This is a genomic window from Streptomyces sp. NPDC091412 (assembly GCF_044756885.1).
Taxonomy (GTDB): Bacteria; Actinomycetota; Actinomycetes; order Streptomycetales; family Streptomycetaceae; genus Streptomyces.
On record NZ_JBIVTV010000008.1, the window covers coordinates 62,926 to 88,303 of the forward strand.

Below are 25,378 nucleotides of genomic sequence, written 5' to 3' on the forward strand. Positions count from 1 at the left end.
GAGTCTAGCGTTCGATACATTACTGATCTATTGCTCATTAATTTGATCAGTCCTCGTCGGAGGTGACGGTCACCCCGTCCGCGCGGATGAGGGCCTCGCTGCGGCTGCCGTCCGGCCAGTGGACGCGCAGCCGGGGACCCGTCGGTGCGGCCTCCACCGCGACCCGCGCGGCCGGCGGCGCGGTCCCGGCTCCGCTCAGCCGGACCGCCGAGACGAACAGGCACTCCTCCCCCGTGACCGTGCCGGTCAGCACCGGGACCGCGGCCGCGGGCCCGAACGCGGTGCCCGCAGGCACGGGCTCGGTCGTGGCGGCGTCCAGGCCGTGCAGGGCGACTGCCTCGGAGACCAGCGCGGACCCGGTGACCCGTACCCGTGCTCCGCCGCCGGTCACAGCCGTCTCCACCGCGCTCCCGGCCACGGCCCATCCCGTGTGCCGTACCCCGGTCCCGCCGGAGGCGCCGGTGACCAGGTGCGCGTGGATCTCCTCGGCTCCGGCGGCGAGCACCAGGGAGGTGACGCCGACGCCCGGCAGTGCGGCCCCTCCGAGGCGGGGCCGGTGGGCGGAGGCCGCCCAACCGGGTCCCGTGCCGAGCGGGACGATCGGGCCGCGCTCGCTCGCCTCGCCGCCGTCCAGCAGCGCGAAGTGGTTGTCGGCGGTGCCCTCGAAGGCCGGTCCGGTGGCGGTGGAGTACGCCAGGCGCGCGTACAGCGGGTCGTCCGGCAGGACCTCGTCGGCCGGCTGGTTGTCGCTGCCGTGGTTGTGCACGCGTACGAGTCCGTCGGCGGCCGTGGACTGGATCAGCCAGCCCGCTCCGCGCACCGGGACCACGGCGTCGCCGCGCTCGGCCGGCGCGGGTTCCTCCACGGCCGTCCACACGGGGTGGCCGGGCGGCAGCAGCAGGCCGAGGAAGCCCTTGCTCGCCCAGTACGGCGAGGCGGGGCCCGAGTACGGCTGCACCAGCGCAGGCCAGGAACCGAACCAGCCGAGCGTGAGCAGGCCGTCGCCGTCCACGGCGCCGTGGTCGAGGAAGTGGCGCAGGGTGCCGGAGGCCAGCCGTCGTGTGGTGCCCGGACTCAGCGGGGTGTGGCCGGTCAGGGCGCCGGCCCACGGTGCGGCGGCGGAGGCGAACCGGTAGATGAGCGAACGGCCCTGGTGCAGCGGGGCGCCGTCGCCGCCGAAGGTGTGCGCGTACTGCCCGAGGTGGGCGGCGAGCCGGGTGCCGTAGCGGTCGAGCAGCCGCCCGTCGTCCGTCAGGTGGGCGTGCAGGACGGGGTAGAGGTGGAAGGCCCACCCGTTGTAGTGGTCGACGGCGCGCGGCCGTCCGTCGGTGTACCAGCCGTCGCCCAGGTACCACTGCTCGATCCTGGACAGCCCCTGGGCGACGGCGCGTTCGGCGGCCTCGGTGTGGTGGCCGGTCTCGGCGAGGAATCCTCCGACGGTGACCTGGAAGAGCCACCAGTTGTTGTCGACGGGGGTGTGGCGCAGCGCGCCCGCGAGCCAGTCGGCGGCGCGGGTGCGGGTCCGTGCGGGGAGGCGGTCCCACAGCCAGGGCCGGGTCAGACGGAGGGCGAGTGCGACGGAGGCCGCCTCCACCATGGCCTGTCCCCGGTCGGTGACCGCCGGCCAGGCGACCGGATCACGACCGGTCAGTTCCCTTTCCCCGGTGGGGCACCGCGTTCCCGCGGCCAGCCCCTCGGCGTACCGGTCCAGCAGTCGCTGCGGGTCCTGCCCGCCGGCGCCCGCGACTCGGAGGGCGGCCAGCAGGAAGGTGCGGGCGTAGCCCTCCAGCGCGTCCGACCGCGGGCCGGACCAGCTCGGGCGCGGGCCGGGCAGCGCGATCAGGGCGTGGTCGGGCCCGGCGTGCCGCAACGCCGCGGTGAGCAGCCTGTCCGCGACGGCCTCCCAGTGGGCGCGGGTCCAGCCCGTGTACGGGCTGAGCGAGCGGTCCTCGGGTGGGAGGGACGTGCGCGGCATGGCGGGGCTCCTTGCTCGGGGTGCCGAATCTAGAAGTCGCCCGATCGATCGTCAATGCAATCGATCGAATGATCTGAACAGGGGGCGCCCACACCTCGCCAACGCCACAAATCCGCAGAATATCCAAGTTCCTCACCCCCCGCCCTCCTGATCATATGAGATCGTTCGATCGAAAGGTATTGACTTCGATCTGAAGCGTTCCCAAGATGTGCGGTACCCGGGCCCGACAGCCCCGGAGCCCGGCCGGCCTCGCCGCCGCCGGCTCCGCACCGGGCACACTTCACCCGTCCCGTCTCCCAGGAGCCGAGCCATGTCCGCTGCCCCCACCCGCAGTCGCACAGCCCTCCGCGCCGCCGCCGCGCTCACCGCCGCCGCGCTGTCCGCCACCCTCCTCGCCGCCTGCGGCAGCGACGACGACAGCCCGGCGTCCGGCTCGGGCAAGCCCGTCGACATCACGTTCTGGGGCTGGGCGAAGGGCACCCAGCAGGTGGTGGATGCTTTCAACGCCTCCCACAAGGACGTGCACGTCAGCTACGAGGAGATCCCCTCCGGTTCGGCCGGCGGCTATGCGAAGCTCTCCAACGCGGTCAAGGCCCACAACGCCCCCGACGTGTTCAACGTCGAGTACCCGCAGCTGCCGGACTTCGTCAGCCAGGGGGCCGTCCAGGACATCGGCAAGTACGTCGGCGCCGACCTGAAGGCGAAGTACCTGCCGCAGGCGGTGCAGCTGACCACTCTCGGCGGTGCCACGTACGCGCTGCCGCTGGACGCCGCCCCGCAGGCCTTCTACTACCGCAAGGACCTGTTCGACAAGGCGGGCATCGAAGTGCCCACGACCTGGGACGAGTTCCGCACGGCCGCCGAGAAGCTGAAGAAGGCGGAACCCGGCAGCCGTATCGCCACGTTCTTCCCCGACGACCCGACCACCTTCGAGGCGATGGCCTGGCAGGCGGGCGCGCAGTGGTTCGGCACCGCCGGGGACACCTGGCAGGTGAGCCTGGAGGCGCCCGAGACGAAGAAGGTCGCCGACTACTGGCAGAAGATGATCAACGACGACCTGGTCCGGGTCGAGCCCTCGTTCAGCCAGCAGTGGACCGCCTCGCTGCAGAAGGGCCAGACGGCCGGCTACCTGGGGGCGTCCTGGGGCGGGGGCGTGCTGAAGGGCACCCTTCCGAAGGACCAGGCCGGAAAGTGGGCCGTGGCTCCGCTGCCGTCCTGGAACGGCACCCCCGCGAGCGGCATGCTCGGCGGCACCACCTTCGCCGTCTCCAAGGACAGCAAGAAGGCGGAGGCCGCCGTCGAGTTCGCCACGTGGGCCACTACCACCGCCCAGGGCATCCAGGCCCGGATCTCCTCCGGCGACTCCTCCGCCTTCCCGGCCGACCCCGCGCTGGTGCCGGTGGCCGCGAAGGCGTTCAAGGCCGGCTTCTACGGCGGGCAGGACATCTACGGTGTCTACAAGAGCGCCGCCGGGTCCATCGAGCAGAAGTGGACCTGGGGTCCGGCGATGGGCGTCACCAACAACTCCCTGAAGGACTCCTTCGGCAAGCTCTCCTCCGGATCCGGCACCATCGCCCAGGCCCTCGCGGCCGCTCAGAAGGACACCGTCTCCGAGCTGAAGAACCGCGGTCTGAAGGTCTCCGCGCCGTGACCCCGACCGCTCCCACGGCCACCCGCACGGCCTCCGCCGCGCCCTCGCGTACCGCTGCCGTCCGGCGGCGGCGGTACGGGGCGCCCGCCGTGCTGCTCGCGCCGTTCTTCGTGCTCTTCACCGGCGCCACGCTGGTGCCGGTCGGCTACGCCGTCTACCTCAGCCTCTACGCCGAGCACCGCTCCGGCCTCGGCTTCGGCGGCAGCGAGACCGTCTTCACGGGCCTCGGGAACTACACCCGGGCGCTGGGCGACGCGGCCTTCCGCGGCGGCTTCCTCAACCTGGCGCAGTACTGCCTGCTCTACATCCCGCTGATGATGATCCTGGCGCTGGTGCTGGCCCTGCTGCTGGACTCCGCCCTGGTCAAGGCCCGCCGGTTCTTCCAGCTCGCCCTGTTCCTGCCGCACGCGGTGCCGGGCACCATCGCCACCCTGGTCTGGATCTACCTCTACACGCCGGGCATCAGCCCGGTGATCGGCGCCCTGAACTCGCTCGGCGCCGACGCCGACCTGCTGGGCCACCCGCTGCCGGCCGTCGTCAACATGGCGGTGTGGGAGTGGACCGGCTACAACATGGTGATCTTCTTCGCCGCGTTGCAGGCCATCCCGCGCGAGGTCCTGGAGGCCGCGGTGGTCGACGGTGCCGGGCCGCTGCGCACGGCGCTCAGCGTCAAGATCCCGCTGATCCGCTCCTCGCTCGCGGTCGTCGGCCTGTTCACCGTCATCGGCTCCCTCCAGCTGTTCACCGAGCCGATGATCCTGCACGGCACCACCCCCAGCGTCGTCTCCACCTGGTCCCCCAACATGTACGCCTACACCGCGGCCTTCGAGCGGCACGACTACGGCCTGGCCGCGGCCTCCTCGGTCCTGCTGGCGCTGGCCGCCGCCGCGCTCTCCTTCGTCGTCACCCGGGCCACCCGCGCCCGGGGCGAGGACAGGCCCCGGCCCGCCACGGAGGCCGCCGCATGACCACCGCCACCGCACAGCGCGGCGCCGCACGCGTGAAGGGCCGTCCCTCGTCGCTGTCCAGGTCCGCCGTCAACGGCGCCCTGGTACTGGCCACCGCCTACACCCTGCTGCCGCTCGCCTGGCTGCTCACCGCCGCCGCCAAGAACACCGGCGACCTGCTCGGCGGCCGTACCCTCACCCCCTCCACCTGGCACCTCGGCGCCAACCTCCACGCCCTGGCCACGGCCGGCGACGGCATCTACTTCCGCTGGTACGTCAACTCCCTGCTGTACGCCGGGATCGGCGCCCTGCTGTGCGCGCTCGTGTGCGTCTGCGCGGGATACGCCTTCCACGTCTACAGCTTCCCCGGCAAGGAGAAGCTGTTCGGGCTCGTCCTGCTCGGCGTGCTGGTGCCCACCACCGCGCTCGCGCTGCCGATGTACCTGCTGGCCTCCAGGCTGGGCGTCGTCAACACCTTCTGGGCCGTGTTCGTCCCCAGCCTCGTCAATCCCTTCGGCGTCTACCTGGCGCGCGTCTTCTGCGCCGGATACGTACCGGGCGAAGTGCTGGAGGCCGCCCGCATGGACGGCGCCGGCGAGCTGCGGACGTTCTGGTCGGTGGGGCTGCGGATGGTGATGCCCGGACTCGTCACCGTCTTCCTGTTCCAGTTCACCGCCATCTGGAACAACTTCTTCCTGCCCCTGGTGATGCTGTCCGACAACCGGCTGTTCCCCCTCAGTCTCGGCCTGTACAGCTGGAACACCCAGACCCACGCCTTCCCCGAGTACTACCCGCTGGTCGTCACCGGCTCCCTGCTCGGCATCGTCCCGCTGGTCATCGCCTTCGTCGCCCTGCAGCGCCACTGGAAGGCCGGCCTGACCGCGGGAAGCGTCAAGTGACGTCCTCCCCTGCCACACCCGTACCGGAGAACCGAGTGTCCAACCCCCCGACCGCACCAGCCGCGTCGCCGAACCCGGCCGCCTCCGGACGGCGCCGTCCGCGCACCCTGCTGGCCATGCACGCCGATCTGGCCGGCCGGCTGATCGACCGCGCCACCCTGGACCGGCTCACCGCGCTCGCCGACCTCGACCCGGCCCTCGTCGTCGACGACTTCGGCGACCCGCGGGCCGCCGCTGCCCTGCGCGAGACCGAGGTCATCGTCAGCAGCTGGGGCTGCCCGCCGCTGGACGAGGACGCCCTCGCCCGGGCGCCCGCGCTGCGAGCCGTCATCCACGCCGCCGGATCGGTCAAGCACCACATCACCGACGCCTGCTGGCGGCGCGGGATCCAGGTCACCTCGGCGGCCGGGGCCAACGCCCTGCCCGTCGCCGAGTACACCGTGGCGGTGATCCTCCTCGCCAACAAGCAGCTGCTGCGCATGCGGGACGACTACCGCGCCCGGCGCGGCGTCGAGCACGACTGGCTGGCCGCCTACCCCCACGTCGGGAACTACCGGCGTACGGTCGGCGTCGTCGGCGCCTCACGCATCGGCCGCCGCGTTCTGGAACTCCTCCGCCCGCACGATCTCGACCTGCTCCTGCACGATCCGTACGTGGACGCGGCGGAGGCCCAACTCCTCGGCGCCCGCCCGGTGGAGCTGGACGAGCTGTGCGCGGCCAGCGACGTGGTCACCGTCCACGCCCCCGAACTCCCCGCCACCCGGCACCTCATCGACCGCCGCCGGCTCGCCCTGTTCCGCGACGACGCGACCTTGGTGAACACCTCCCGTGGCTCCCTCGTCGACCAGGACGCCCTGGTCGACGAACTCCTCACCGGCCGCCTCAACGCGGTTCTCGACGTCACGGTCCCCGAAGTCCTGCCCGCCGACTCCCCGTTGTACGACCTGCCCAACGTCCTCCTCACCCCGCACGTCGCCGGCTCCCTCGGCGGCGAACTCCACCGAATGGCGGCAGCCGCCGCGGACGAACTCGCCCGCTACACCGCCGGCCTCCCCTTCGCCCACCCCGTGCTCCACGAGGAGACCACCCGCTCGGCCTGACGAGGCCGCGCCTTCACGACCCGCCCCGGCCCGGCGCGCGGTTCCGTGCCGTCGCCGGGAAGCCGCACCATCACAGCGGGGGCGCCTCCCGGGACGCCCCCGCTCCCGGCTTCACCGACGGCCACGAAGACGGATACCGCGTCGCGAAGCTGCCGCGGATGGACGGCGTCGCCCGACGGCACGACCAGGGTCACATGAACGGTGTCTCCCCCGAGGTAGGAGGCGCACCTCAGGTCGGGTGCTCTGTCGCATGACCGGGTGAGGCTCCGCCTGCCGAACGGCCTACCCGGCGTGGCTTCGAGCGAGCGCAGGCGGCCTGCCTCTTACCGTCGCCCGGGGAACAGCTACCGATCTTGATCATTCCGGGCCGTAGAGGCGAACGAGGAGGGTCGGCAACGGCGACGCGAGAAAGCGCTGGACAGTTTGGGCAAGGTCCTTCGGTCCTCCCCCGTCGTGACTCTCTCCGGGCGACCCCCGACAGCGCTTCGTCACCGATGAGAACCTCCGGTGGCTCAACGCCCATCGCGCGACACACGCCGACGGTGCCCCGCGCGCCCGCCGTGGCGCTCACGGCACGGCGGGTTCCATAACGGCGGCGGTCGGACCGGCCCGGGCCGTTTCGGCCGGCGGCACGCCGTAGCGGGCCGGACGCGACCCGAACGTAAGAGCGCCGCTCCCACGACTTCGTACGACCACTGCCTTCCCCTAGCCGGTTGCCCATCTGTTGACATTCCGCAGAAGTCGTGACATTCAGAGGGCATGGATTTTCGCCAACTCGAGTACTTCGAAGCCGTCGTCGAGGCCGGCTCGGTTTCACAGGCCGCCAAGAATCTGCACATGACGCAGCCGCCGCTGAGTCACGCCATCGCGAAGCTGGAGCGCGAGCTCGGAGTGAGCCTCCTCGAGCGCACCGCGAAAGGCGTGCACCCCACCCAGGCCGGCCTCCACCTCCTCTCCAGGGGCGAACGTCTGATAGCGGACCGGAACCGAGTCGTGGAAACGCTGAAATTGATGGGAGGCGGCGCAATCGGCGATCTGCACATCGGTGTGGAACCCATGGTCATCAACGAAATCATCGCGGACGTACTGGCGGAGTTCCTCGATCAGGCCCCCAAGGCGCGCGTCACGCTGGCCGATGTCACTCCCGACCTCATTGTTCAGGGTGTTCTGTCCGGCGATCTGGACATGGGCTGCGTCCCGTTCGGATCCGCGCAATTCGCCAGATTCGTTGCCGAGGGCTGTGACTGGTGCCCCATTATCGACATCAACGTCAAGCTCGCTGTGCCAAGGTATCGCGCCATGGAATCCCGTCCTGACGGCAAGGGCTGGGGACGGTGGATCCTGCCGTCCCGGCTTTCCGCGTTCTGGGGTATGCCGGACGCCGCGGAGAAAGCCTTGTCGGGCGACGACTCCTTCGAGGCCATCGAGGTTTCCACGCCGCAGACGGCAGTAGCCTTCGTTGCCGCCGGGCTGGGTGTCGCGCTCGTGACCGAGCGCATTGCCGGATCGAGTGATTCTGTGGCGCTTCTCGACCCCCCGGAATGGCTCCGGTCCATGCAGGCGACCCTGGTGTGGAAGCGCGGAGGAGAGATTACCCCGCTCATGGATCGCTGGCTCCAGGCCACTCGGACCGTTGCCGAGCATCGCCGCGCGCTCGGACGGTGAGAGCAGCCATACGCGGGACTATGCACCCCCCTGCTGCGCCCTATATGGAAAGGGAGGGTGAAATCAAGAACACATCCCCGCGATCGACCACCGAATCCATGTGACGTGCACCACATGCGAGCCGGTATCCGCCCTGCGACGGAACCCGTGCCAGCACTTGAAATGCCTGCTCAGAGGCAGTTTCTGGCTCGAGCGCCGATCGGACCGGAGGTCGGTGGCCGACGCACTCGAGCCTCGTTGGGCCCTTCCGCTTTCTATTGCCCGTGTCGTGCGGCCGTGTCAGTCTTCCCGGCAATTCGACGGCGCGGGCCGTATCGATGAGAGAAAACGCCTCGTGCGATTGCTGCCCGCGCCTTGACTGCACGAACCGATGGCTCGGCCCGGTTCCGTGAACGACAAGAAGGGGCCGGTCAATGACGGCGGGAAACACGAATCAGTCGGCACAGAGCCCTGCCGGCCGTGAGCATCTCCCCTTTACCGGAGATGAATATCTCGAAAGCCTCAACGACGGCCGCGAGGTCTGGATCTACGGGGAGCGGGTGGAGAATGTCGCCGAACACCCCGCCTTCCGCAACTCCGCTCGCATGATCGCTCGCATGTACGACGCCCTGCACGACCCCGCGCGCAAGGACATCCTCACCGCGCCCACGGAGTGGGGAGGTTTCACCCACCGCTTCTACCAGGCGCCCAAGAGCGTCGAGGAGCAGGTGGCCTCCCGCGACGCCATCGCCGAGTGGCAGCGGATCACCTGGGGCTGGATGGGTCGCTCTCCCGACTACAAGGGCTGTTTCCTCGGCACGCTCGGCGCCAACGCCGAGTTCTATCGGGGGTTCGAGGACAACGCGCGCAACTGGTACCGCAAGGCCCAGGAGAAGACCTGGTACATCAACCACGCCATCATGAACCCGCCGGTGGACCGCGGCCTCGGGCCGGACGCGGGCAAGGACGTGTTCATCCGGGTCACCAAGGAGACGGACGCGGGCTTCTACGTCACCGGCGCCAAGGTGGTGGCCACCGGGTCCGCCCTGACGCACCACACCTTCGTCGGTCACGTGGGCCAGGTCGCCGTGCAGGACCCGGCCTTCTCCCCGGTGTTCATCACGCCCACCAACGCTCCCGGCGTGAAGCTGCTCTGCCGCACCTCGAACGAGTACCGGGCCTCGGTGCTGGGCAGCCCGTTCGACTACCCGCTGTCGAGCCGACTGGACGAGAACGACGCGATCCTGGTCCTCGACAACGTGTTCATCCCCTGGGAGAACACGTTCATCCACAACGACCTGGAACAGGCGAACAAGTACAACATCCACTCGGGCTACCTGGAGCGCGCCTCCCTGCACGGGTGCACCCGGTTCGCCGTCAAGATGGACTTCCTCGTCGGCATGCTGTCGCGCGCCCTCGATGTCACCGGGGCCGGCTCGTTCCACGGCGTCATGTCCCAGCTCGGCGAGGTCATCGCCTGGCGCAACACCTTCTGGGCGCTGTCGGACGCGATGGCGAAGAGCGCGGTGCCGTGGAAGGGCGGCATGATCCAGCCCGACCCGCAGTTCGCCGGCGCCTACCGCGTGATGAACCAGCTGGCCATGCCGAAGATCAAGAACATCATCGAGCAGGTCGTGGCCAGTGGACTGATCTACCTCAACTCCCACGCCAACGACTTCAAGACCGCGGAGATCCGGGGCTATCTGGACACCTACCTGCGCGGTACCGGGGGCATCGACGCCGAGGAGCGCGTCAAGGTCATGAAGATGCTCTGGGACTCCATCGGTACGGAGTTCGGAGCCCGTCACGAGCTGTACGAGATCAACTACATCGGCAGCAACGACGTGACGCGTCAGACCAACCTGTTCGGCGCACGGGGCAGTGGTCTGCTCGACTACTGCAAGGAATTCGCGCAGAGCGCCATGGACGAGTACGACCTGAACGGCTGGACGGTTCCGGACCTGCGCAACCCCGACGACGTCAGCATTCTCAAGGGCTGACGGCCCCGTGCGGCTCCCTGCCGAGAGGGAGCCCCGGCCGTTCGGCGACGCCGGAGCGTACGCGTCGCCGTGCTCTCACCCACCCCAGGAGGACCCGTGGCTACGGCTATCGATGCTGCCCAAGTCACCTACGAGGCACCGGATCTCGAGGTGATGGAGAAGTTCCTGACCGCCTTCGGCATGGTGCCGGCCGAGGGCAGCGACGACCGGACCCTGTACATGCGAGGTACGGGCACCCAGCATCACATCCATGTGACCCGCAAGGCCGGCAAACAGCGCTTCGTCGGCGCATCGATCGAGGTCGCCACCTACGACGACCTCGTCGAGCTCGCCGCGATGCCGGGGTCGTCCCCGGTCCGCGAGTCGACGGAGCCCGGCGGCGGCCACGAGGTCGCGATGACCACGCCCGACGGCTTCGAGATCCGGGCGGTCCAGGGCCGACGCAAGGCCGAGCCGATCCCGGACCGGGAACCCTTCGCGATGAACAACATCCGCGACAAGAACCGGGTGAACGCCGCCGTCCGCCAGCCCGTCGCGCCGTGCACCATCGCCCGCCTGGGTCACTTCGTGCTTCATGTGAAGAACCACGACGAGACCATGGCCTGGCTCAACGAACGCTTCAACTTCCTTCCCTCCGACCACTTCGTGCCGCCGGGCGAGGAGGGGCCTGTCGTCGGCACCTTCGTCCGGCTGGACCTGGGCGAGCAGCTCGTGGACCACCACTTCATGCTCGTCCTGCAGTCGGACTGGGCGGGAATCCACCACAGCGCGTTCGAGGTCACCGACATGGACGCCGTCATGTCGTCGCACGACTACCTCATCCAGCAGGGATACTCCCTCGACGTCGGAGTCGGCCGCCACCTGCTCGGCAGCCAGATCTTCGACTACTGGAAGGACCCCTTCGGCTTCCGCATCGAGCACTACACCGACGGCGACATCGTCGACCACACCCACCGGCCGACCAAGTTCAACGGCACCGCCAGTGACACCACCCAGTGGGGGAACCGCCCGCCCCTGGAGTTCTTCCAGTGACCGCCGCAGCGAGCGCGGACCTCGCCGGACCCCTGCCCGGACCGCTCCGGGCGCAGCTGACGCGGGCGGGCTCGGCCACCGTGGCCAACATGCTGCTCCGGCGCGGCCTGCGGAACACGGTCATGGCCGGTGTGCGGCCGCTGGCGGCCGGCCAGCCACCGCTGGTGGGCCCCGCCTACACCTTGAGGTTCATCCCCGCACGCGAGGATCTCGACAGCCTCGCCACCTACTCGAGCAGCGACAACCTGCACCGGCGGGCGATCGAGGAGTGCCCGCCCGGCGCGGTGCTCGTGATCGACGCGTTCGGCTGCACGGCTGCCGCGTCCATGGGCGACATGATGGCGGCGCGGCTGAAGCACCGCGGTGTGTCCGGCGTGGTCACCGACGGCGGCTACCGGGACTCGGAGGCCATCAGGGGGACGGGCCTGCCGTGCTATCAGCGGGACAACGCGCCCCGAGCGACCCCCATCGCCCTGCATCCGGTCGCACTCGACGAACCCGTCGGATGCGGCGGAGTGGCGGTCTACCCCGGCGATGTGCTGCTCGGTGACGGCGACGGCGTCGTGGTCATTCCCCGTGCACTGGCCCCGGAGGTCGCCGCGGAAGCCGCCGACGCCACCGCGTACGAGGAGTTCGCGGCTCGTGAACTCGAGCGGGGCCGGTCCCTCTTCGGTCTGTTCCCCGCCACACCCGAGAGCCGCCAGGAATACGAGACGTGGGTGGCAGCAGGCCGCCCCGGATGGGAGTGAACAGTGGACATCAACCCCGCGACCATGAAGTCGCTCGAGGTCCTGATCCATGCCGCCGACCTCAAGGACGAGGACTGGATCGACTATCCCGACTACGGGTTCCGTCAGTACTTCCTCCACAAGAACCCCGACACCGGCGCCAGCATCGCCCTCCTCGAGTACCAGCGGGGCGGCACCATCCCGACCAAGCACACGCACGCCTCGAACCAGTTCATGTACTGCCTCGAGGGCGACTACGAGTACACCGACTCCGGTCTCCGGCTGCGTCCCGGGTCGTTCTACATGAACCCGAAGGACCATCCGCACGGTCCGACCCTGGCGCACGAGCGCAGCGTGCTGATCGAGATCTACGACGGCCCGCACTACTACGAGAAGCCCGAGTACCACACGGACGAGACGATCGGCGACTTCCTTGCCAAGGGGTGAGGTGCGGACCCGTCCGACGTATTCCTGCCGAACTCGCGACGTTGATGGAAGGCGATGATGAGCGAAACCACCAAGACTCTGTTCGACGCCGGCAAGGTGCTGGCTGAATTCGGCCTGGACCAGGTGCATTCCGGCACCTACGCGGACTCGCTCGGCTGGGGAGCCGTCGAGTGCCGCCCGGTCATCGAGGCGCAGTGTCCCGCAGACGGCGAGGTCGTGGGCCGGATCGCGGCCTCGGACGCACAGGACTACGAGACGCTCGTGGCCGCCGCCGTCGAGACACAGAAGAAGTGGCGGATGGTGCCGCCGCCGCGGCGAGGTGAATTCGTGCGCCGGATCGGCCAGTTGATCGAGGAGAATCTGGAAAGTCTGGCCGCTGTCGTCTCGCTGGACACCGGCAAGTCGACGATGGAGGCCAAGGGCGAGCTCCGCGAGGCGGTCGACATGTCGACGCTGGCCGCCGGCCAGGCGCGGATGCTGTACGGCTTCACCCAGCAGTCCCAGCGTGCCGAGCACCGCATGTACGACCAGTGGCTGCCGCTGGGCGTCGTCGGGCTGATCAGCGCGTACAACTTCCCGGCCGCCGTCTGGGCGCAGAACGGGTTCCTTTCGGCGATCGCCGGCAACACGGTGATCTGGAAGCCGAGCCCCAAGGTGCCGTTGACCGCCATCGCCGTGCAGAAGCTGGTCAACAAGGCGGCGGCGGAGATGGGTTGCGAGGGGGTGTTCTCCCTGTTCATCCCCGACGACAACGCCGTCGCCGAGAAGATGGTCTCCGACACCCGTGTCGCCATGATCTCGTTCACCGGGTCCACGCCGGTGGGGCGCAAGGTCGCCGAGATCGTCGGCTCGACGCTGGGCCGCCGGTACCAGCTGGAGTGCTCGGGCAACAACGGCTGCATCGTCGACGAGACCGCCGACCTGGAACTCGCCGCCAAGGCACTGACGTTCGGCGTGGTCGGCACGACCGGCCAGCGCTGCACGAGCACCCGCCGTGTCATCGCGCACGCGAGCATCGCGGACGAGTTGGTCGAGTTGCTGAAGAAGGCCTTCGACCAGATCGCCATCGGTGACCCGCGCGACCCGGACACCGTGGTCGGCCCGCTGATCGACCGGCGTGCGGTGGAGGACTACAAGCAGGTCCTCGCCGGTGCCGAACGTGAGGGCGCCACCGTGGCGTACGGCGGCAACGTGATCGACCGCCCGGGTCTGTACGTCGAGCCGGCCATCGTCACAGGTGTCGAACCGCACTTCGAGATCGCCCAGTCGGAGACCTTCGTGCCCATCGTCTCCGTGCTGACCTACGACGATCTCGAGGAGGCCATCGAGATCCACAACGGTGTCGCCCAGGGTCTCGCCTCGGGCATGCACAGCACGAACCTGACCAACATCGAGACGTTCCTGTCGGCTCGGGGCAGTGACTGCGGAATCGTGCGCGTCAACATGGGCACGACGGGTGCCGACGTCGGTTCCGCCTTCGGCGGCGAAAAGGAGACCGGCGGTGGTCGTACAGCCGGTTCGGACGCCTGGAAGGGATTCATGCGCCGCCAGAGCGTATGCGTGAACTGGGGCGGAACGTCCGCGTGGGACAACCGCATCGACCTGTGAGGACAACAGCGATGAAGAAGCAGCGTATCCACTCCGCCGCCGTGCGGGAGCCGGCGGACAAGATGTGGTCGAACTGCCTGAGGATCGACGAACTCATCATGGTCTCCGGAATGACCGCCCGCGGGCAGGACAGGGAGACCGTCCTCGGCGAGACCTCCTACGAACAGGCCAAGGTCGTCTTCCAGAAGATCAAGGACCTGGTCGAGGCGGCCGGCGCGGTCATGGACGACATCGTCAAAATGACCATCTACGTCACGGACATCGGTGACAACGCCGAGGTGTGGAAGGCCCGTCAGGAGTTCTTCTCCGGCGACTTCCCCGCCTGCACGCTGGTCGAGGTCTCCGCCCTCGCCAAGCCGGAGATCCTCCTCGAAATCGAGGCCATCGCCGTAGCGGGTTGCAGCGCGGACTGATCCCTCGCGGCCACATCGGGCGGGTCCGGCCATGGAAGTTCCGCCGCAGGCGCCGCATTTCTCACAAGGACAGGAACCACCGTGTCTTCATACACCAGGAATCCCAGACCGGCTGATTCGGCACTGGCGGCTGCGGCGGAAGACCATGCCCTGGTCAGCGTGCCGTTGGCGGAGCGCAGGAGCGGCTACCAACTCGCCCTCAGCCCGGTCAGCGTCGCCACCGCCCTCGTCGTCTTCGCCATCGCCGGCTTCACCGTGGTACTCGCCGGCTTCACCGTGGGCCTGATCGTCGGTGTCCTCGTCGCGGCCTTCGCGGTGGGTCTCGGCAAGGCCCTGGGGCGGATGGCCTTCGAAACCGGTATGTCGAGCACCATCACCTCCCGGTTCTTCGGATTCGGCTTCAAGGGCTCGGCGATCGGCTCCGTCGTCTTCGCGTTCATGATTCTCGGCTTCCTCGCCGTCGAGGCCGCCCTCCTGTACCAGGGCACGCTGTTGATGTTCGGCCTGCCCGATTCGTGGGGCTGGCGCGTCCTGATCTACGGCGGCATGACGCTGCTGTGGATCGCGCTCGCCGTCTTCGGCATCAAACTCGCCCTGCGAGCCACCGGCGTCCTGATCGCCGTCACACTGCTCGTCACGATCTACATGATCGTGGACATCTATGTGATCCAGGGCGCCGACCCCATGGACGTCTTCGCCTACGCGGGAGTCGTCCCCGGAGGCCTGTGGCCGCGATTCGAGTCCGCGGTCTCGGTCATGGGCGCCACGGCGGGAACCATCGCTCTGGTCACGACGGACTTCGCCCGTTACTGCCGCACGCGGCGTGACGTGACGGTCCTGGCCGTGGCCGGCCCGGTCACCCAGAACATCGTCATGACCGTGCTGGGCTCCCTCGTCGTGATCGGCGGCATGCCCCAGGTCATCGGCTACCTGCTGGCCCACGACAAGGGCATGAGCCCGGAGGCGGCCGCTGTCGCGGGCAACACGTACGTCATGCAGAACACAGGTGCCTTCTTCGTCATCTTCGCGGGCTGGATGGGCTTCGTCACCATCTACGCGGCCCAGGCCAAGGCGCAGGCGATCAACGCCTACTCCGGATCGCTCTCACTGGTCAACCTGATCGACTCCCTCACCGGCAGAAAGCCGGGCCGGGCGGCGATGGTGGTCGTCGGCAACATCATCGCCCTGGTGATGATCGCCGCCGGAATCCTGGAGAAGTTCACCCAGTACCTGGCGTACCTGGGCGCCATGACGCTCGGCATGTGCGGCGTGATGATCGCGGACTACTACCTGGTGCGCCGGGCGCGGTTCGACAGCGCCACCCACCGGGTCGAGAAGTGGAACTGGGCCGGAGTCGTCACGCTGGTCCTGTCCGCCGCGGTCGGGATCGTCCTGATGGCCACGGACGTCTTCGCCCTCGGTTTCCTGGTGTCCTTCGTGCTGGCGCTCGCCGTCTACCCGGTGCTGCGGAACTGGCTGCCCGAAGGCACCGGCACCACGTTCGTCGCGGGCGAGGAAGCCCTCGAAGAGGCCCATTGACCCCGCAGCCGGCAGCCACGGCCCACGGTACGCGGCTGCCGGCCCCCCTACCCCGGCCCTGTCCCAGGACGGGACCCACGATTCATCCAGGAGGATTCGGGATGACCGAGATCATGTGGGACTCGGAGATCTACGAGAAAGCCGCTGACGCCAGGACCCTCGCGTCGAGCGCGGCGGTACCACCGCTCGCCGATCCTCGTCAGCTGCGCAACACGCTGGGGAACTTCGCCACCGGAGTCGTCGTCCTCACCTATCAGTCCGGCGACAGCTACTACGGGGTCACCGTGAACTCCTTCACCTCGGTGTCCCTGGACCCACCCCTGGTGCTCGTCTCCATGCAGCGGAGCTCGCGCGCACTGACCTACCTGCTCGAGCGGCCCTTCGCGGTCAACGTGCTCGGGGACAACCAACTCGCCACCGCGCTGCAGTTCGCGGGCAAGCCGCAGGACACCCACCGCATCGAGTGGGTCGGCGACGACGTGGCGCCACGGATCAACGGCTCGCTGGCGTACTTCCAGTGCACGCCGTGGGCGGGGTACGACGGCGGCGACCACGTCCTCGTGCTGGGGCGTGTGCTGTCCTACGGCCAGCAGGACGACACCCGGCCCCTGCTCTTCTACCGCGGTCAGTGGGGCGCTCTGGCCGAGAACGCCGAGCGCGGCGCCGGTGAGGGTGCACAGTCCGAGAGGGGCCGACGATGACGGTCGATACGCAGGTGAACGAGGAAACGGGCGGCCTGCTCGCGGAGTTGACGGACATCTACCCACTCCTGCAGAGCGAGGCCGAGGACAGCGAACGTCTGAGGCGGCCGACACCGGTGGTACAGGACGCACTGCGCGACAGCGGCGTCTTCCAGCTGATGGTGCCGGCCGAACTCGGTGGCCTGGAGGCTTCCCCCCTGCAGATCCTGGAGGTGATCGAGAAGCTGTCGCACGCCGACGCCTCGCTGGGATGGCTGGTGCGCGCCCTGACGAGTGAAACGGCGACAGCGGCCGCCTACTTGAGTGACGAGGCGGTCGGCGAGCTCTTCGCCGACGACACGTACCCGCTGGTGGCGGGACAGTCGACCGCCTTCACCGGCCGGGCCGTACGGGAGGACGGCGGCTACCGGGTGAGCGGTGTCTGGAAGTTCGCCCCAGGGGTGTCGATGGCCACCCACCTCAATCTGGCGGTGACGGTCGAGGGCACGGGAGAACGGCTGGTCTGCCTTGTTCCCCGGACGGCCATGCGGATCAGTGACAACTGGGACATGCTGGGGCTGCGCGCGACCGCAAGCCTCGACTACCGGGCCGAGGAAGTGCTGGTCGAGGACAAGTACGTCTTCGGCATCGGCCCGGAGAACGCCCGACGAGGACGCTGTATGAGCCGGGTGAGCCCTGCCCTGCTGGCCGGCCTGCACCAGGCGGCCTGGTCCCAGGGTGTCGGGCGGCGCATGCTCGACGAGCTGCGCGACCTGACCCGGCGCAAGGACCCTTCCGAGGGCTCCCCGGTCACCAGCGACGAGTTCTTCGCGGAGTTCGCACGTCACTTCTCGCATGTCCGGGGCACGATGGCCCTGCTGCGTGAGACCTGGCGCGACAACGAGTCGACCCTCGCGACGGGAGCTCAGCTGAACGACGAGCAGGAGACGATGTCACGGCTCGCCTGCAGCCTGGCCACCCGGACCGCGCTGGAGATCAGTCAGCTCGTGCACCGTTTCGCGGGCGCGCAGGTCATGCGGAACGGCACGTTGCAGCGGTTCTTCCGCGACAGCCACGCCGGAAGCCAGCACCGGGGCTCTTCGCACATCGTGACGCAGAAGTGCGGCCGGATGCTGTCGGGCACCCTGCCCGCCGGGTCGCACTGGGGGTTCTTCGATCTGGTGATTCCCGAGCCGGCGTCCGTCGGCGTCCGAGGCGTCGGACCGAGCGCGAGTTCCGGCGCGGGCAACGGCGTCGGCGCAACAGGAAAGGAATGAAGTGAGACTGGCAACCGTGCGCACCCGCCAGGGGACATGCGCAGCCCGCCTGGAAGATGATGAGTTCACCGAACTCCCCGGTCATGCCGACGTCGGTTCCCTGCTGGCGGACGAGGACTGGCAGCGGATCGCGAGGAACGCCACCGGGCGCCGGCACCGCAGGGGGGACGTCGATGTGCGGACCGTCGTACCGCGTCCCTCGAAGGTGCTGTGCGCCGGCCTCAACTACACGAGCCACATTCAGGAAATGGGCCGGGAACTCCCGGCCCATCCCACCCTCTTCGCGAAGTTCGCCGACACCTTGACCGGCCCCGCTGACGCGGTGCCGGCCGTGGCGGAGGATCCGGAGATGGACTGGGAGGGGGAACTCGCCGTCGTCATCGGACGGACCGCGTACAAGGTGCGTGAGGAAGAGGCGGGCCAGTACATCGCCGGTTTCACGGTGGCCAACGACATCTCCATGCGGGGATGGCAGTACCGCACGACGGAGTGGCTGCAGGGCAAGATCTGGGCACGTTCCACTCCGGTCGGCCCGGTCCTGACCACGCCCGACGAGTTCGATCCCGCGACCGCCGTTCTCCGCACCACTCTCAACGGCACCCCGGTCCAGGAGCACAGGATCGCGGACCTGTTGTTCACTCCGGCTCACTTGGTCGCGTACGTGTCGACCATGGTGCCCCTGCACCCCGGAGACCTGATTCTCACCGGCACCCCCGGTGGTGTGGGGAGGGCTCGCACGCCGCAGAGGTATCTGAAGCCCGGGGACCTGGTCGAGGTGACCATCGACGGTATCGGCACGGTGTCCACCCCGATCATCTGAGCCCCTGTGCCGCCCGGCCCGGTGCGTCCGATCAACGGTCGCACCGGGCCGGGCCCGACGAGTCGGAAGTCGTGGGAGGCCGATGACCTCGGCAGGCCGGATCAGGCCAGCTTGATCCGCTGAAGGTCCTCGCCGACGACCACCTTGCCGCCGTACCCCCGCTGTGCCCACTTCTTCCACTTCCGCGCGTCGATCGGGTTGTGGGCGACCTCGGAGATGTGCGAGAGCACGAGCATGTCGACGTCAGCCCGCTGTGCGATCGGACCGACCTTCTGGACCTCGACGTGGGATTGCAGCAAGTGGTCCACGAAGACCGCCGGGGCGTCGAGCCCCTCGACGCTGATCGCCTCGTGGACCAGCACGTCCGAGCCCTTGGCCAGGGCGATCAGGTTGTCGCTGTACGTCGTGTCGCCGGAGAACGTGACCGAGCCGTGGTCGGTGTCGAAGCGGAAGGCGAAGGAGGGGAACACCGGTCCGTGCGGCACCAGGATCGCGGAGACCTTGACGCGGTCGTCCTCCATCACGACGAACGGCTTCATCGCGGGCGCGGTGTTCTCGTACGTGGCACCGACCCTCGGAAGTTCGATCTCGTGCACATCGGCAAGGGCCCGGATGTCCTGGATACCCATGTCACGCAGGAAGACGTTCGTGCTGTAGGCGTACGCCGCGTGGCAGTCGTCGGTCAGTGCCTTCAGGCCCGGCGTCGGGCTGTCCGGGTTGACCGTGGGTGCCTGTCCCCCACCGAACTTCGGCGGGAGCCCGCCGGCCGGTCCGGGACCGTAGACGGGGACAGGGCGGGTGAGGTTGTCGTGCTCCTGGTTGGGGACGCTGCCCCCGAGCAGGAAGAAGTTGTAGTAGTCGGCGACGTGGTCGGCGTGGAGATGCGTGATGAAAATACCGCTCAGGGACGCCAGCGTGAGGCCGGACCGCACGTACTGGGTGGCGGCCGAGCGCCCGCAGTCGATCACGTACGTCGCGCCGTCGACGACGAGCGCGGTGGAGATCCCAGCCCGCAGCGGGTCGATCGGAGGGCCCGCCTTGGTGCCCAGCAGCACCAGTTCGAGCGCACTCGGCGAGCCCTTTCCGGGTCCCCGGCCCGAGGACTGGGTACGGGTTTCCGCCGCCGCCGCTGTCGCGCCGGGGAGGCTGAGGACCACCGGAGAGATACCGAGGGCGGTCAGCACGGAGCGCCGAGCAACCCCGCTTCCGGCATCGGCAGGAGATTCAGGACCGCACAGGTTGCACATGATCATCCGCCTTGGTGTGGAGTGGGCTGGTTGAGGTTGTGGACTGCCATGGACAGTGCGCAATAGGGGCGTTGCGAGATTGCAGTAGCCGGAAGCGCTCATTCGTCGAGCCGCGATCCGGGTCCGAAACAGCCTGAGGCATCGAATTGCCGGGAAGACTCGCATGACCTTTTGACGCAGAGCAATAGGTGCCAGAAGCCTTGATGTGCCGTCTGCGCGTCGGCCGGTGTTGCTCCAGGAAACCGCAATGCAATCCGAAGAGCGTCTCTGACCAGCCGCTTCAGTTCGCGGTGGAAGAGTGAAACAAGGCGAGATCCAACCCTCATGTGATGCAGGTCACGTCAATTCCTCATCGCTCCGCGAAACCTGCTCCGGACTTCCCCTCCCACTCCCATACAGAAACCGATAGGGGGCGGCAAAGAATTTTGTATGGCTCGGCCCAGGAAGGGGTCGACGCGGGCGCGTGCAACCTTGAGCGGGCGCGTGCCACCTCAAGGACGAATAGTCACTCCGTCATTCTCTCAGGCGCCTTTACGGAAGTGTTCGACGGCGTGGTTCAGCCGCTGCCCGTCGACGGCGTGGCGGTGTCCGAGTACGGACGCCGCCACGGCGAGCACGGTGAACAGCGCGCCCGGCAGGACCGGCATGCCCACCCAGCGTCGGTCCGCCGCCGACCGGAATGCGCGGTGGCGTCGGCGGGATGAAGACCGTGTCCTGGACTCCGGATCGGAGTGCGCGGGGGCCTGCGTCGCCGCGGGCGCGGGCGGACTTCCGGTCCGGGCCGGTCAGGTTGTGGAGCCGGGGCCGGGCGGGATGTGAACGGTCATGATGAGGTGGCAGGTCTCGGTGCCCGAGCCACGGTAGGTGTGGGTGGTGTCAGCGTCGAAGGTGGCGGTCTGTCCGGCCTCGACGGGATGCTCGGCGCCGTCGACGATCAGTGTCATCCGGCCGGACGTGACGCTGACGGTTTCCACGACGCCGGCCTGGTGGGGGTGGCTGGGATATTCCTCGCCGGGCTCCAGTTTCCAGCGCCAGACCTCGACCGGAGCCGGTCCCGAGGTGGTCAGCATGAGCCGGGCCTCGCTGCCCTGCTCCCCGGCCCACAGGGGCATGACGGCGTCGGCGGACACCACGCGGACGCGGCCTTCGGCCGGTCCTTCCATCAGTGCGGACACCGAGATGCCGAGAGTGTCGGCGAGGCGGACCAGGGTGGCGAAGTTCGGGTTGCCCTGGGCTTTCTCCAGCCCGACCAGAGCACCCTTGCTGACCTTGGCCCGGCGCCCCAGTTCGTCCAGGGACAGGCCCGCTCGTGTGCGTGCGGCTCTGACGTTGTGCGCGAGCGTGCGCAGGGCTGCTTCTGCCTCGGGCACTTGATCACCGTCCTGACGAGTGGAGCACTGGAATGGACCGTCCGGTCATTTGGTTGACAACAGGCGGTCGTTTCATTGTACGGTCGGGTCGTTCCATTGTGAAAGTTAGGGAAGTGCCGTGCTCGCTCTGCTGCTGGCCCTGGGCAGCTCTCTCGCCTACGGATGCGCCGACTTCCTCGGAGGCCTCGGTGCCCGTAAGGCGCATGTGCTGCGCACCGTACTGGTCGCGGCGCCGGCCAGTCTCGCCGTCGAGCTGCTGCTGTGGCCCGTCCTGGGCGCCACGTTCACCTGGGCGAGCGTCGGGTGGGGCGCAGCCTCCGGGGTCGCGTCCGCCGCCGCGTTCGCCCTGCTGTACAAGACCCTCGCGATCGGCCCGATGAACGTGCTCTCGCCCATCACCGCGCTGGTCTCCGCCGCGCTTCCGGTCGCGGTCGGACTGCTCCAGGGCGAGCGCCTGGGCGTGGCCGGGCTTGCGGGTCTGCCGCTGGCGCTGGTGGCGGTGGTCATGGTGAGCGCCGGGCACGGAGCAAGCTCGTCGCGTCCGTCCCGGACGGCGCTGCTGCTGGCCTTCGGCGCGGGTGCCGCCATCGCCCTTCAGCTCGTCTTCCTGCACCAGGCGCCCTCCGACAGCGGTGTGGCCCCTCTGATCATCGGCAGAGCGGTCTCCTCGGCCGTCACCCTGGCCGCGGCCGCGGTGATGCGCCGCCGGCTGGGCCCGGAGAAGCCCGCCTACGCGATCTCCGCGGCCGCGGGCGTGCTGGACTCGCTGGCGAACCTGCTGTTCCTGCTCGCCGCGCGCAACGGGGACCTCACCGTCGTCGCCGTGATCACCGCCCTGTATCCGGCGGGCACGGTGCTGCTCGCCCGCGCCGTGCTCGCCGAACGCGTCCACCGTGGCCAGCTCGTCGGCCTGGGCACCGCCGCCGTCGCGGTCAGCCTCCTCGCCCTCACCTGAACCGCCCTGTCCGTTCTACCGCCACCAAGGAGAATCACATGTTCATCCAGCCCTGGGATGCCGGCCTGGACGATGCCGAATGGCAGACCTGGATCGCCGACGGCCACGACTTCGGCCAGCTCAGCGTCAACGGCCTGCCCGGCCAGGCGCCCGCCGTCGTCCCCACCCACTTCACCACCGACAACGGCCAACTGCTGATCCACCTCGCCCGGCCCAACCCGGTCTGGAAGGCGATCGAGCACGACCCGCACGTCACCTTCACCGTCATCGGCGACTACGCCTTCGTCCCCGGACCCTGGCGCGCCAAGCCCGGCATCCCGCCGACCGACGGCGTGCCCACCAGCTACTACGCGGCCGTCCAGTTCACCTGCCGCGCCCACATCGTCGACGCCCCCGAGGCCAAGGCCGACCTGCTGCGCCGCCAGTTGGCCCACTTCCAGCCCGACGGCGACCACGCCCCCATCGACGTCGACCAGCCGCCCTACGGGCGGATGCTCCCCGGCATCCGCGGACTGCGCCTGGAGGTCACCGAGGTGCGGGCCAAGTTCAAGTACGACGACCACAAACCCGTCGAGCACCGCACCGCCGTCGCCGGCCGACTCACCGCGCGCGGCCGGGGTCTGGACGGACCAGCCGCACGCCAGCAGCTGCGCCGCCTGGACCGCATCGGCCCCTGGAAGCCCTGAAGCCCGCCGCCGGCACACACACGAGAGGAGGACCTCGCACATGACCGCCTTCCGCATCAACCCCGCCGTCACCGACGCCTTCCCGGACACCCTCGTCGCCCTGGTCACCGCCACCGGCCTGCTCGGCCATGAACCCTGGCCCGACACCACCACCGCTCTCGAAGACCTGGAGCAGCAACTCGCCCTCGGCATATGGCAGCCCGCCGACGAGAACGACCCGCGCATCGAGGCGTGGCACACCGCGTACCGTTCCTTCGGCACCAACCCCCGCCGCATCCGCCCCAGTGTCGACGCCCTCGGCCGGCGTATGACCAAGAAGGGCGTGCTGCCCCGTATCAACCCGGCGGTCGACTCCTACAACTCCGTCTCCGTCCGCCACGGGCTGCCGGCCGGGGCCTTCGACCTCGACCACGTCACCGGCGGCGTCGACATCCGCTACGCCGACGGAAGCGAGGAGTTCACCCCGCTCGGCGAACCCGGCACCGTCGAACACCCCAGGCCCGGCGAGATCATCTACGCCGACGCCGCCGGCGTCCTCACCCGCCACTGGAACCACCGCGACGCCCACCGCACCCGCGTCACCGAGCACTCCGTCCACGTCGCCTTCGTCCTGGAAACCCTCCACGCCACCCGGGACGGCGACATCCTCAAGGTCGCGGCGGACGAACTGCAGGGCCTGCTCGTCCCGCACGCCGAGCGGACCGCGGTGCACTATCTGAGCCCCGCCCACCCCGACGCCGCCGCCTGACCCCTTCCGCTCGGCGTGGCGGGCGTACAGGCGCGGAGGCGAGGAGGTCTCGCCGCGGGTGGGTCAAGGTGTTCACCGGATGCGGTGGGTCGTCCAGAACGACGTCAGGTCCTTGCCGGTCATGGACTGGGCGGTCTTCTTGAAGTCGGCGGTGGTGGAGACGCCGTACCAGTGGTCGTGGGCGTAGCGCTTGAGGAGTCGTGCCATGGTGGCGGAGCCGATGGTGCGCTCCAGGTCTGCCAGGGCACAGGGACCGGCGGTGTAGATGAGGTGGTATGTGCCGGGGTGTGTCGACCAGTAGGCCATCGAGCTGGTGAGCGCGGCGTTCCGGTCGGGCCACTCGTCCGGGTCCCAGCAGTCACGGGTGTCCAAGCCGTAGAAGCGGAAGTTGGCATACTGGGCGAAGCTCTCGTCCAGCCAGGGCGCACGGTATTGGTCGTTGCCGACGATGCCGTACCACCACTGGTGGGCCAGTTCGTGGACGACGGCGTTGCCTTCCTCGGTGGTGCCGAGCAGGACCAGGCCGGGGTATTCCATGCCGCCGCCGAACTGCGGGGTCATCACCAGGTCGAGCTCGCCGTACGGGTAGCGGCCGTACTCCGTGCTGAACCGGTCGACGGCGGCGGCGCCGTCCTGGCGGGCGAGCCGCACGCCCTCGGCCGGCGTGTCGGGTGCCCAGTACGATCTGACCCGCACGCCGCCGGGAGTGGTCTGGTCCGCGGTGCGGAACGGGCCCGCCGCCCACGCGAAGTCCCGTACCCGGTGCGCGAGGCTGCGCGTGAGAGTGCGCCCCTGCGTGCCGGGGCTGGTGCGGGTGCGGCCGGTCGCCGGGACCTTGAGGGCCGACGGGTGGTCGAGCGTGACCTGGAAGTCGCCGGCCAGGGTGTAGAAGCTCTCGCCGGTCGACACGTACGGGTCGAGGTGCCATCCCGCCGCGTCGTGCACGGCCAGCACGGGCAGCGCGTTGCCGAGGAAACGGAACGCACCCTCACGGCCGAAGCGGTCGTTGCGCCCGGGCACGGTGAGGGACACGTCGAAGGAGACAGTCGCGCGCCGGCCGCGCGCGAGAGGTGCGGGCAGGGTGATACGCAGCGCCGTGCAGTCGACGCTGAGCCCCCCTGCCGTGCCGCCGCGTACCCGGGACACGGTGACGGGGGAAGGGCTGCTGGGAGTGCCGCAGGCGTCCACGCCGTTGCCCCACAGCCGCAGGTACACCTCGCGCAGGGGCCGGTCGGCGGCGTTGCGGAACGACACGCGCTGGCGGCCCTTCCAGTGGGTGCCGTCGGCGTCGGCGCGCAGGGTCACGTCGTAGCGCGGGTGATCGGGTGTCGCGGCCTGGGCGCTCTTGGCCCCGGCCGTACGTCCGGGGGCTGCGTCGGCAACACCGGCACCGGCTCCGACGAGCAGCGCGAGCAGAGCAACGAGCAGACGGCGAGGGGTTGTTGACGGCCACGCGGAGAGAAACGACATGGCAGCCGATCGTGCCACAGCGCTCTCCGGGATACGCCCTGCTGTGCGGGAAGTAAGCGGGCCGGTTCCGTTTGCCGCGACCGAGCACGACAACAGGCACGGCTGCTGGACAACGTTCACGGTGTCTGCCTGGACGGCAAGG

23 protein-coding genes are annotated in these 25,378 nt (G+C 69.2%); 18 read left to right on the plus strand and 5 right to left on the minus strand.

Features of this window, described 5'->3' with window-relative positions; translation table 11 throughout:
- Positions 1-46: 46 nt before the first annotated feature.
- On the minus strand, positions 47-1,975 hold the full coding sequence (locus ACIQMV_RS21010; RefSeq protein WP_402594573.1) for a DUF2264 domain-containing protein: 1,929 nt from the start codon (positions 1,973-1,975) through the stop codon (positions 47-49).
- Positions 1,976-2,285: 310 nt separating this feature from the next.
- Here ACIQMV_RS21010 and ACIQMV_RS21015 point away from each other — a divergent pair, with 310 nt between their 5' ends.
- The 15 genes from ACIQMV_RS21015 (at position 2,286) to ACIQMV_RS21085 (ending at position 18,760) form a co-directional block, all read left to right on the plus strand.
- Entirely contained in the window at positions 2,286-3,626 is a 1,341-nt protein-coding gene (locus ACIQMV_RS21015; RefSeq protein ID WP_402594575.1) for an ABC transporter substrate-binding protein, read from the plus strand.
- Positions 3,623-4,594, plus strand: coding sequence for a carbohydrate ABC transporter permease (locus tag ACIQMV_RS21020; protein ID WP_402594576.1), 972 nt, complete (start codon positions 3,623-3,625; stop codon positions 4,592-4,594). Before ACIQMV_RS21015 ends, ACIQMV_RS21020 begins: the two co-directional genes overlap by 4 nt.
- A complete protein-coding gene (locus tag ACIQMV_RS21025; protein WP_402594577.1) occupies positions 4,591-5,472 on the plus strand; it encodes a carbohydrate ABC transporter permease in 882 nt (293 codons plus the stop codon). The genes ACIQMV_RS21020 and ACIQMV_RS21025 overlap by 4 nt, the downstream gene beginning before the upstream one ends.
- A gap of 116 nt (positions 5,473-5,588) precedes the next feature.
- Positions 5,589-6,572 (plus strand): hydroxyacid dehydrogenase, encoded by a 984-nt coding sequence (locus ACIQMV_RS21030; protein WP_402594848.1) that lies wholly within the window; start codon positions 5,589-5,591, stop codon positions 6,570-6,572.
- Between the two features lie 759 nt (positions 6,573-7,331).
- The gene (locus ACIQMV_RS21035; protein ID WP_402594579.1) at positions 7,332-8,237 is read left to right on the plus strand and encodes a LysR family transcriptional regulator; all 906 of its coding nucleotides are present in this window, start codon (positions 7,332-7,334) and stop codon (positions 8,235-8,237) included.
- A 413-nt stretch (positions 8,238-8,650) separates the two neighbouring features.
- Complete coding sequence (locus tag ACIQMV_RS21040; RefSeq protein WP_402594581.1) at positions 8,651-10,216, plus strand: 4-hydroxyphenylacetate 3-hydroxylase N-terminal domain-containing protein; 1,566 nt, start codon at positions 8,651-8,653, stop codon at positions 10,214-10,216.
- Positions 10,217-10,312: 96 nt separating this feature from the next.
- On the plus strand, positions 10,313-11,248 hold the full coding sequence (locus ACIQMV_RS21045; protein ID WP_402594583.1) for a VOC family protein: 936 nt from the start codon (positions 10,313-10,315) through the stop codon (positions 11,246-11,248).
- Positions 11,245-11,997, plus strand: a complete 753-nt coding sequence (locus ACIQMV_RS21050; protein ID WP_402594585.1) for a dimethylmenaquinone methyltransferase — start codon at positions 11,245-11,247, stop codon at positions 11,995-11,997. The genes ACIQMV_RS21045 and ACIQMV_RS21050 overlap by 4 nt, the downstream gene beginning before the upstream one ends.
- 3 nt (positions 11,998-12,000) lie before the next feature.
- Positions 12,001-12,423 (plus strand): cupin domain-containing protein, encoded by a 423-nt coding sequence (locus ACIQMV_RS21055; protein ID WP_141365200.1) that lies wholly within the window; start codon positions 12,001-12,003, stop codon positions 12,421-12,423.
- A gap of 57 nt (positions 12,424-12,480) precedes the next feature.
- Positions 12,481-14,031, plus strand: coding sequence for an aldehyde dehydrogenase family protein (locus tag ACIQMV_RS21060; protein ID WP_401782191.1), 1,551 nt, complete (start codon positions 12,481-12,483; stop codon positions 14,029-14,031).
- A gap of 11 nt (positions 14,032-14,042) precedes the next feature.
- Entirely contained in the window at positions 14,043-14,444 is a 402-nt protein-coding gene (locus ACIQMV_RS21065) for a RidA family protein (protein WP_141365188.1), read from the plus strand.
- Positions 14,445-14,603: 159 nt separating this feature from the next.
- Positions 14,604-15,983 (plus strand): purine-cytosine permease family protein, encoded by a 1,380-nt coding sequence (locus ACIQMV_RS21070; protein ID WP_402594588.1) that lies wholly within the window; start codon positions 14,604-14,606, stop codon positions 15,981-15,983.
- 101 nt (positions 15,984-16,084) lie between these two features.
- Positions 16,085-16,684 carry a flavin reductase family protein gene (locus ACIQMV_RS21075; RefSeq protein WP_402594590.1) on the plus strand — a complete coding sequence of 200 codons (600 nt, stop codon included), beginning with the start codon at positions 16,085-16,087 and terminating at the stop codon, positions 16,682-16,684.
- Positions 16,681-17,940, plus strand: a complete 1,260-nt coding sequence (locus tag ACIQMV_RS21080) for an acyl-CoA dehydrogenase family protein (RefSeq protein WP_402594592.1) — start codon at positions 16,681-16,683, stop codon at positions 17,938-17,940. Before ACIQMV_RS21075 ends, ACIQMV_RS21080 begins: the two co-directional genes overlap by 4 nt.
- Position 17,941: 1 nt before the next feature.
- Entirely contained in the window at positions 17,942-18,760 is an 819-nt protein-coding gene (locus ACIQMV_RS21085; protein WP_402594593.1) for a fumarylacetoacetate hydrolase family protein, read from the plus strand.
- A 101-nt stretch (positions 18,761-18,861) separates the two neighbouring features.
- On the opposite strand, the gene ACIQMV_RS21090 is transcribed toward ACIQMV_RS21085, so the two are convergent.
- The 3 genes from ACIQMV_RS21090 to ACIQMV_RS21100 form a co-directional block, all read right to left on the minus strand.
- A complete protein-coding gene (locus tag ACIQMV_RS21090) occupies positions 18,862-19,944 on the minus strand; it encodes an MBL fold metallo-hydrolase (RefSeq protein ID WP_402594594.1) in 1,083 nt (360 codons plus the stop codon).
- 584 nt (positions 19,945-20,528) lie between these two features.
- Entirely contained in the window at positions 20,529-20,654 is a 126-nt protein-coding gene (locus tag ACIQMV_RS21095) for a hypothetical protein (protein ID WP_402594596.1), read from the minus strand.
- A gap of 138 nt (positions 20,655-20,792) precedes the next feature.
- Positions 20,793-21,377, minus strand: coding sequence for a helix-turn-helix domain-containing protein (locus ACIQMV_RS21100; protein WP_141365177.1), 585 nt, complete (start codon positions 21,375-21,377; stop codon positions 20,793-20,795).
- Between the two features lie 118 nt (positions 21,378-21,495).
- Between ACIQMV_RS21100 and ACIQMV_RS21105 the strand changes: the two genes are divergently transcribed.
- From ACIQMV_RS21105 to ACIQMV_RS21115, 3 genes are read left to right on the plus strand one after another with little or no spacing between them, the layout of a single operon-like run.
- Entirely contained in the window at positions 21,496-22,332 is an 837-nt protein-coding gene (locus ACIQMV_RS21105) for an EamA family transporter (RefSeq protein WP_402594598.1), read from the plus strand.
- Positions 22,333-22,370: 38 nt separating this feature from the next.
- Positions 22,371-23,018 (plus strand): FMN-binding negative transcriptional regulator, encoded by a 648-nt coding sequence (locus tag ACIQMV_RS21110; RefSeq protein ID WP_402594600.1) that lies wholly within the window; start codon positions 22,371-22,373, stop codon positions 23,016-23,018.
- Between the two features lie 40 nt (positions 23,019-23,058).
- The gene (locus ACIQMV_RS21115) at positions 23,059-23,766 is read left to right on the plus strand and encodes a B3/4 domain-containing protein (RefSeq protein ID WP_402594601.1); all 708 of its coding nucleotides are present in this window, start codon (positions 23,059-23,061) and stop codon (positions 23,764-23,766) included.
- Positions 23,767-23,838: 72 nt separating this feature from the next.
- Here the strand turns inward: ACIQMV_RS21115 and ACIQMV_RS21120 are convergent, their stop codons facing one another.
- Complete coding sequence (locus ACIQMV_RS21120; protein ID WP_402594603.1) at positions 23,839-25,236, minus strand: M1 family metallopeptidase; 1,398 nt, start codon at positions 25,234-25,236, stop codon at positions 23,839-23,841.
- Positions 25,237-25,378 lie beyond the last annotated feature (142 nt).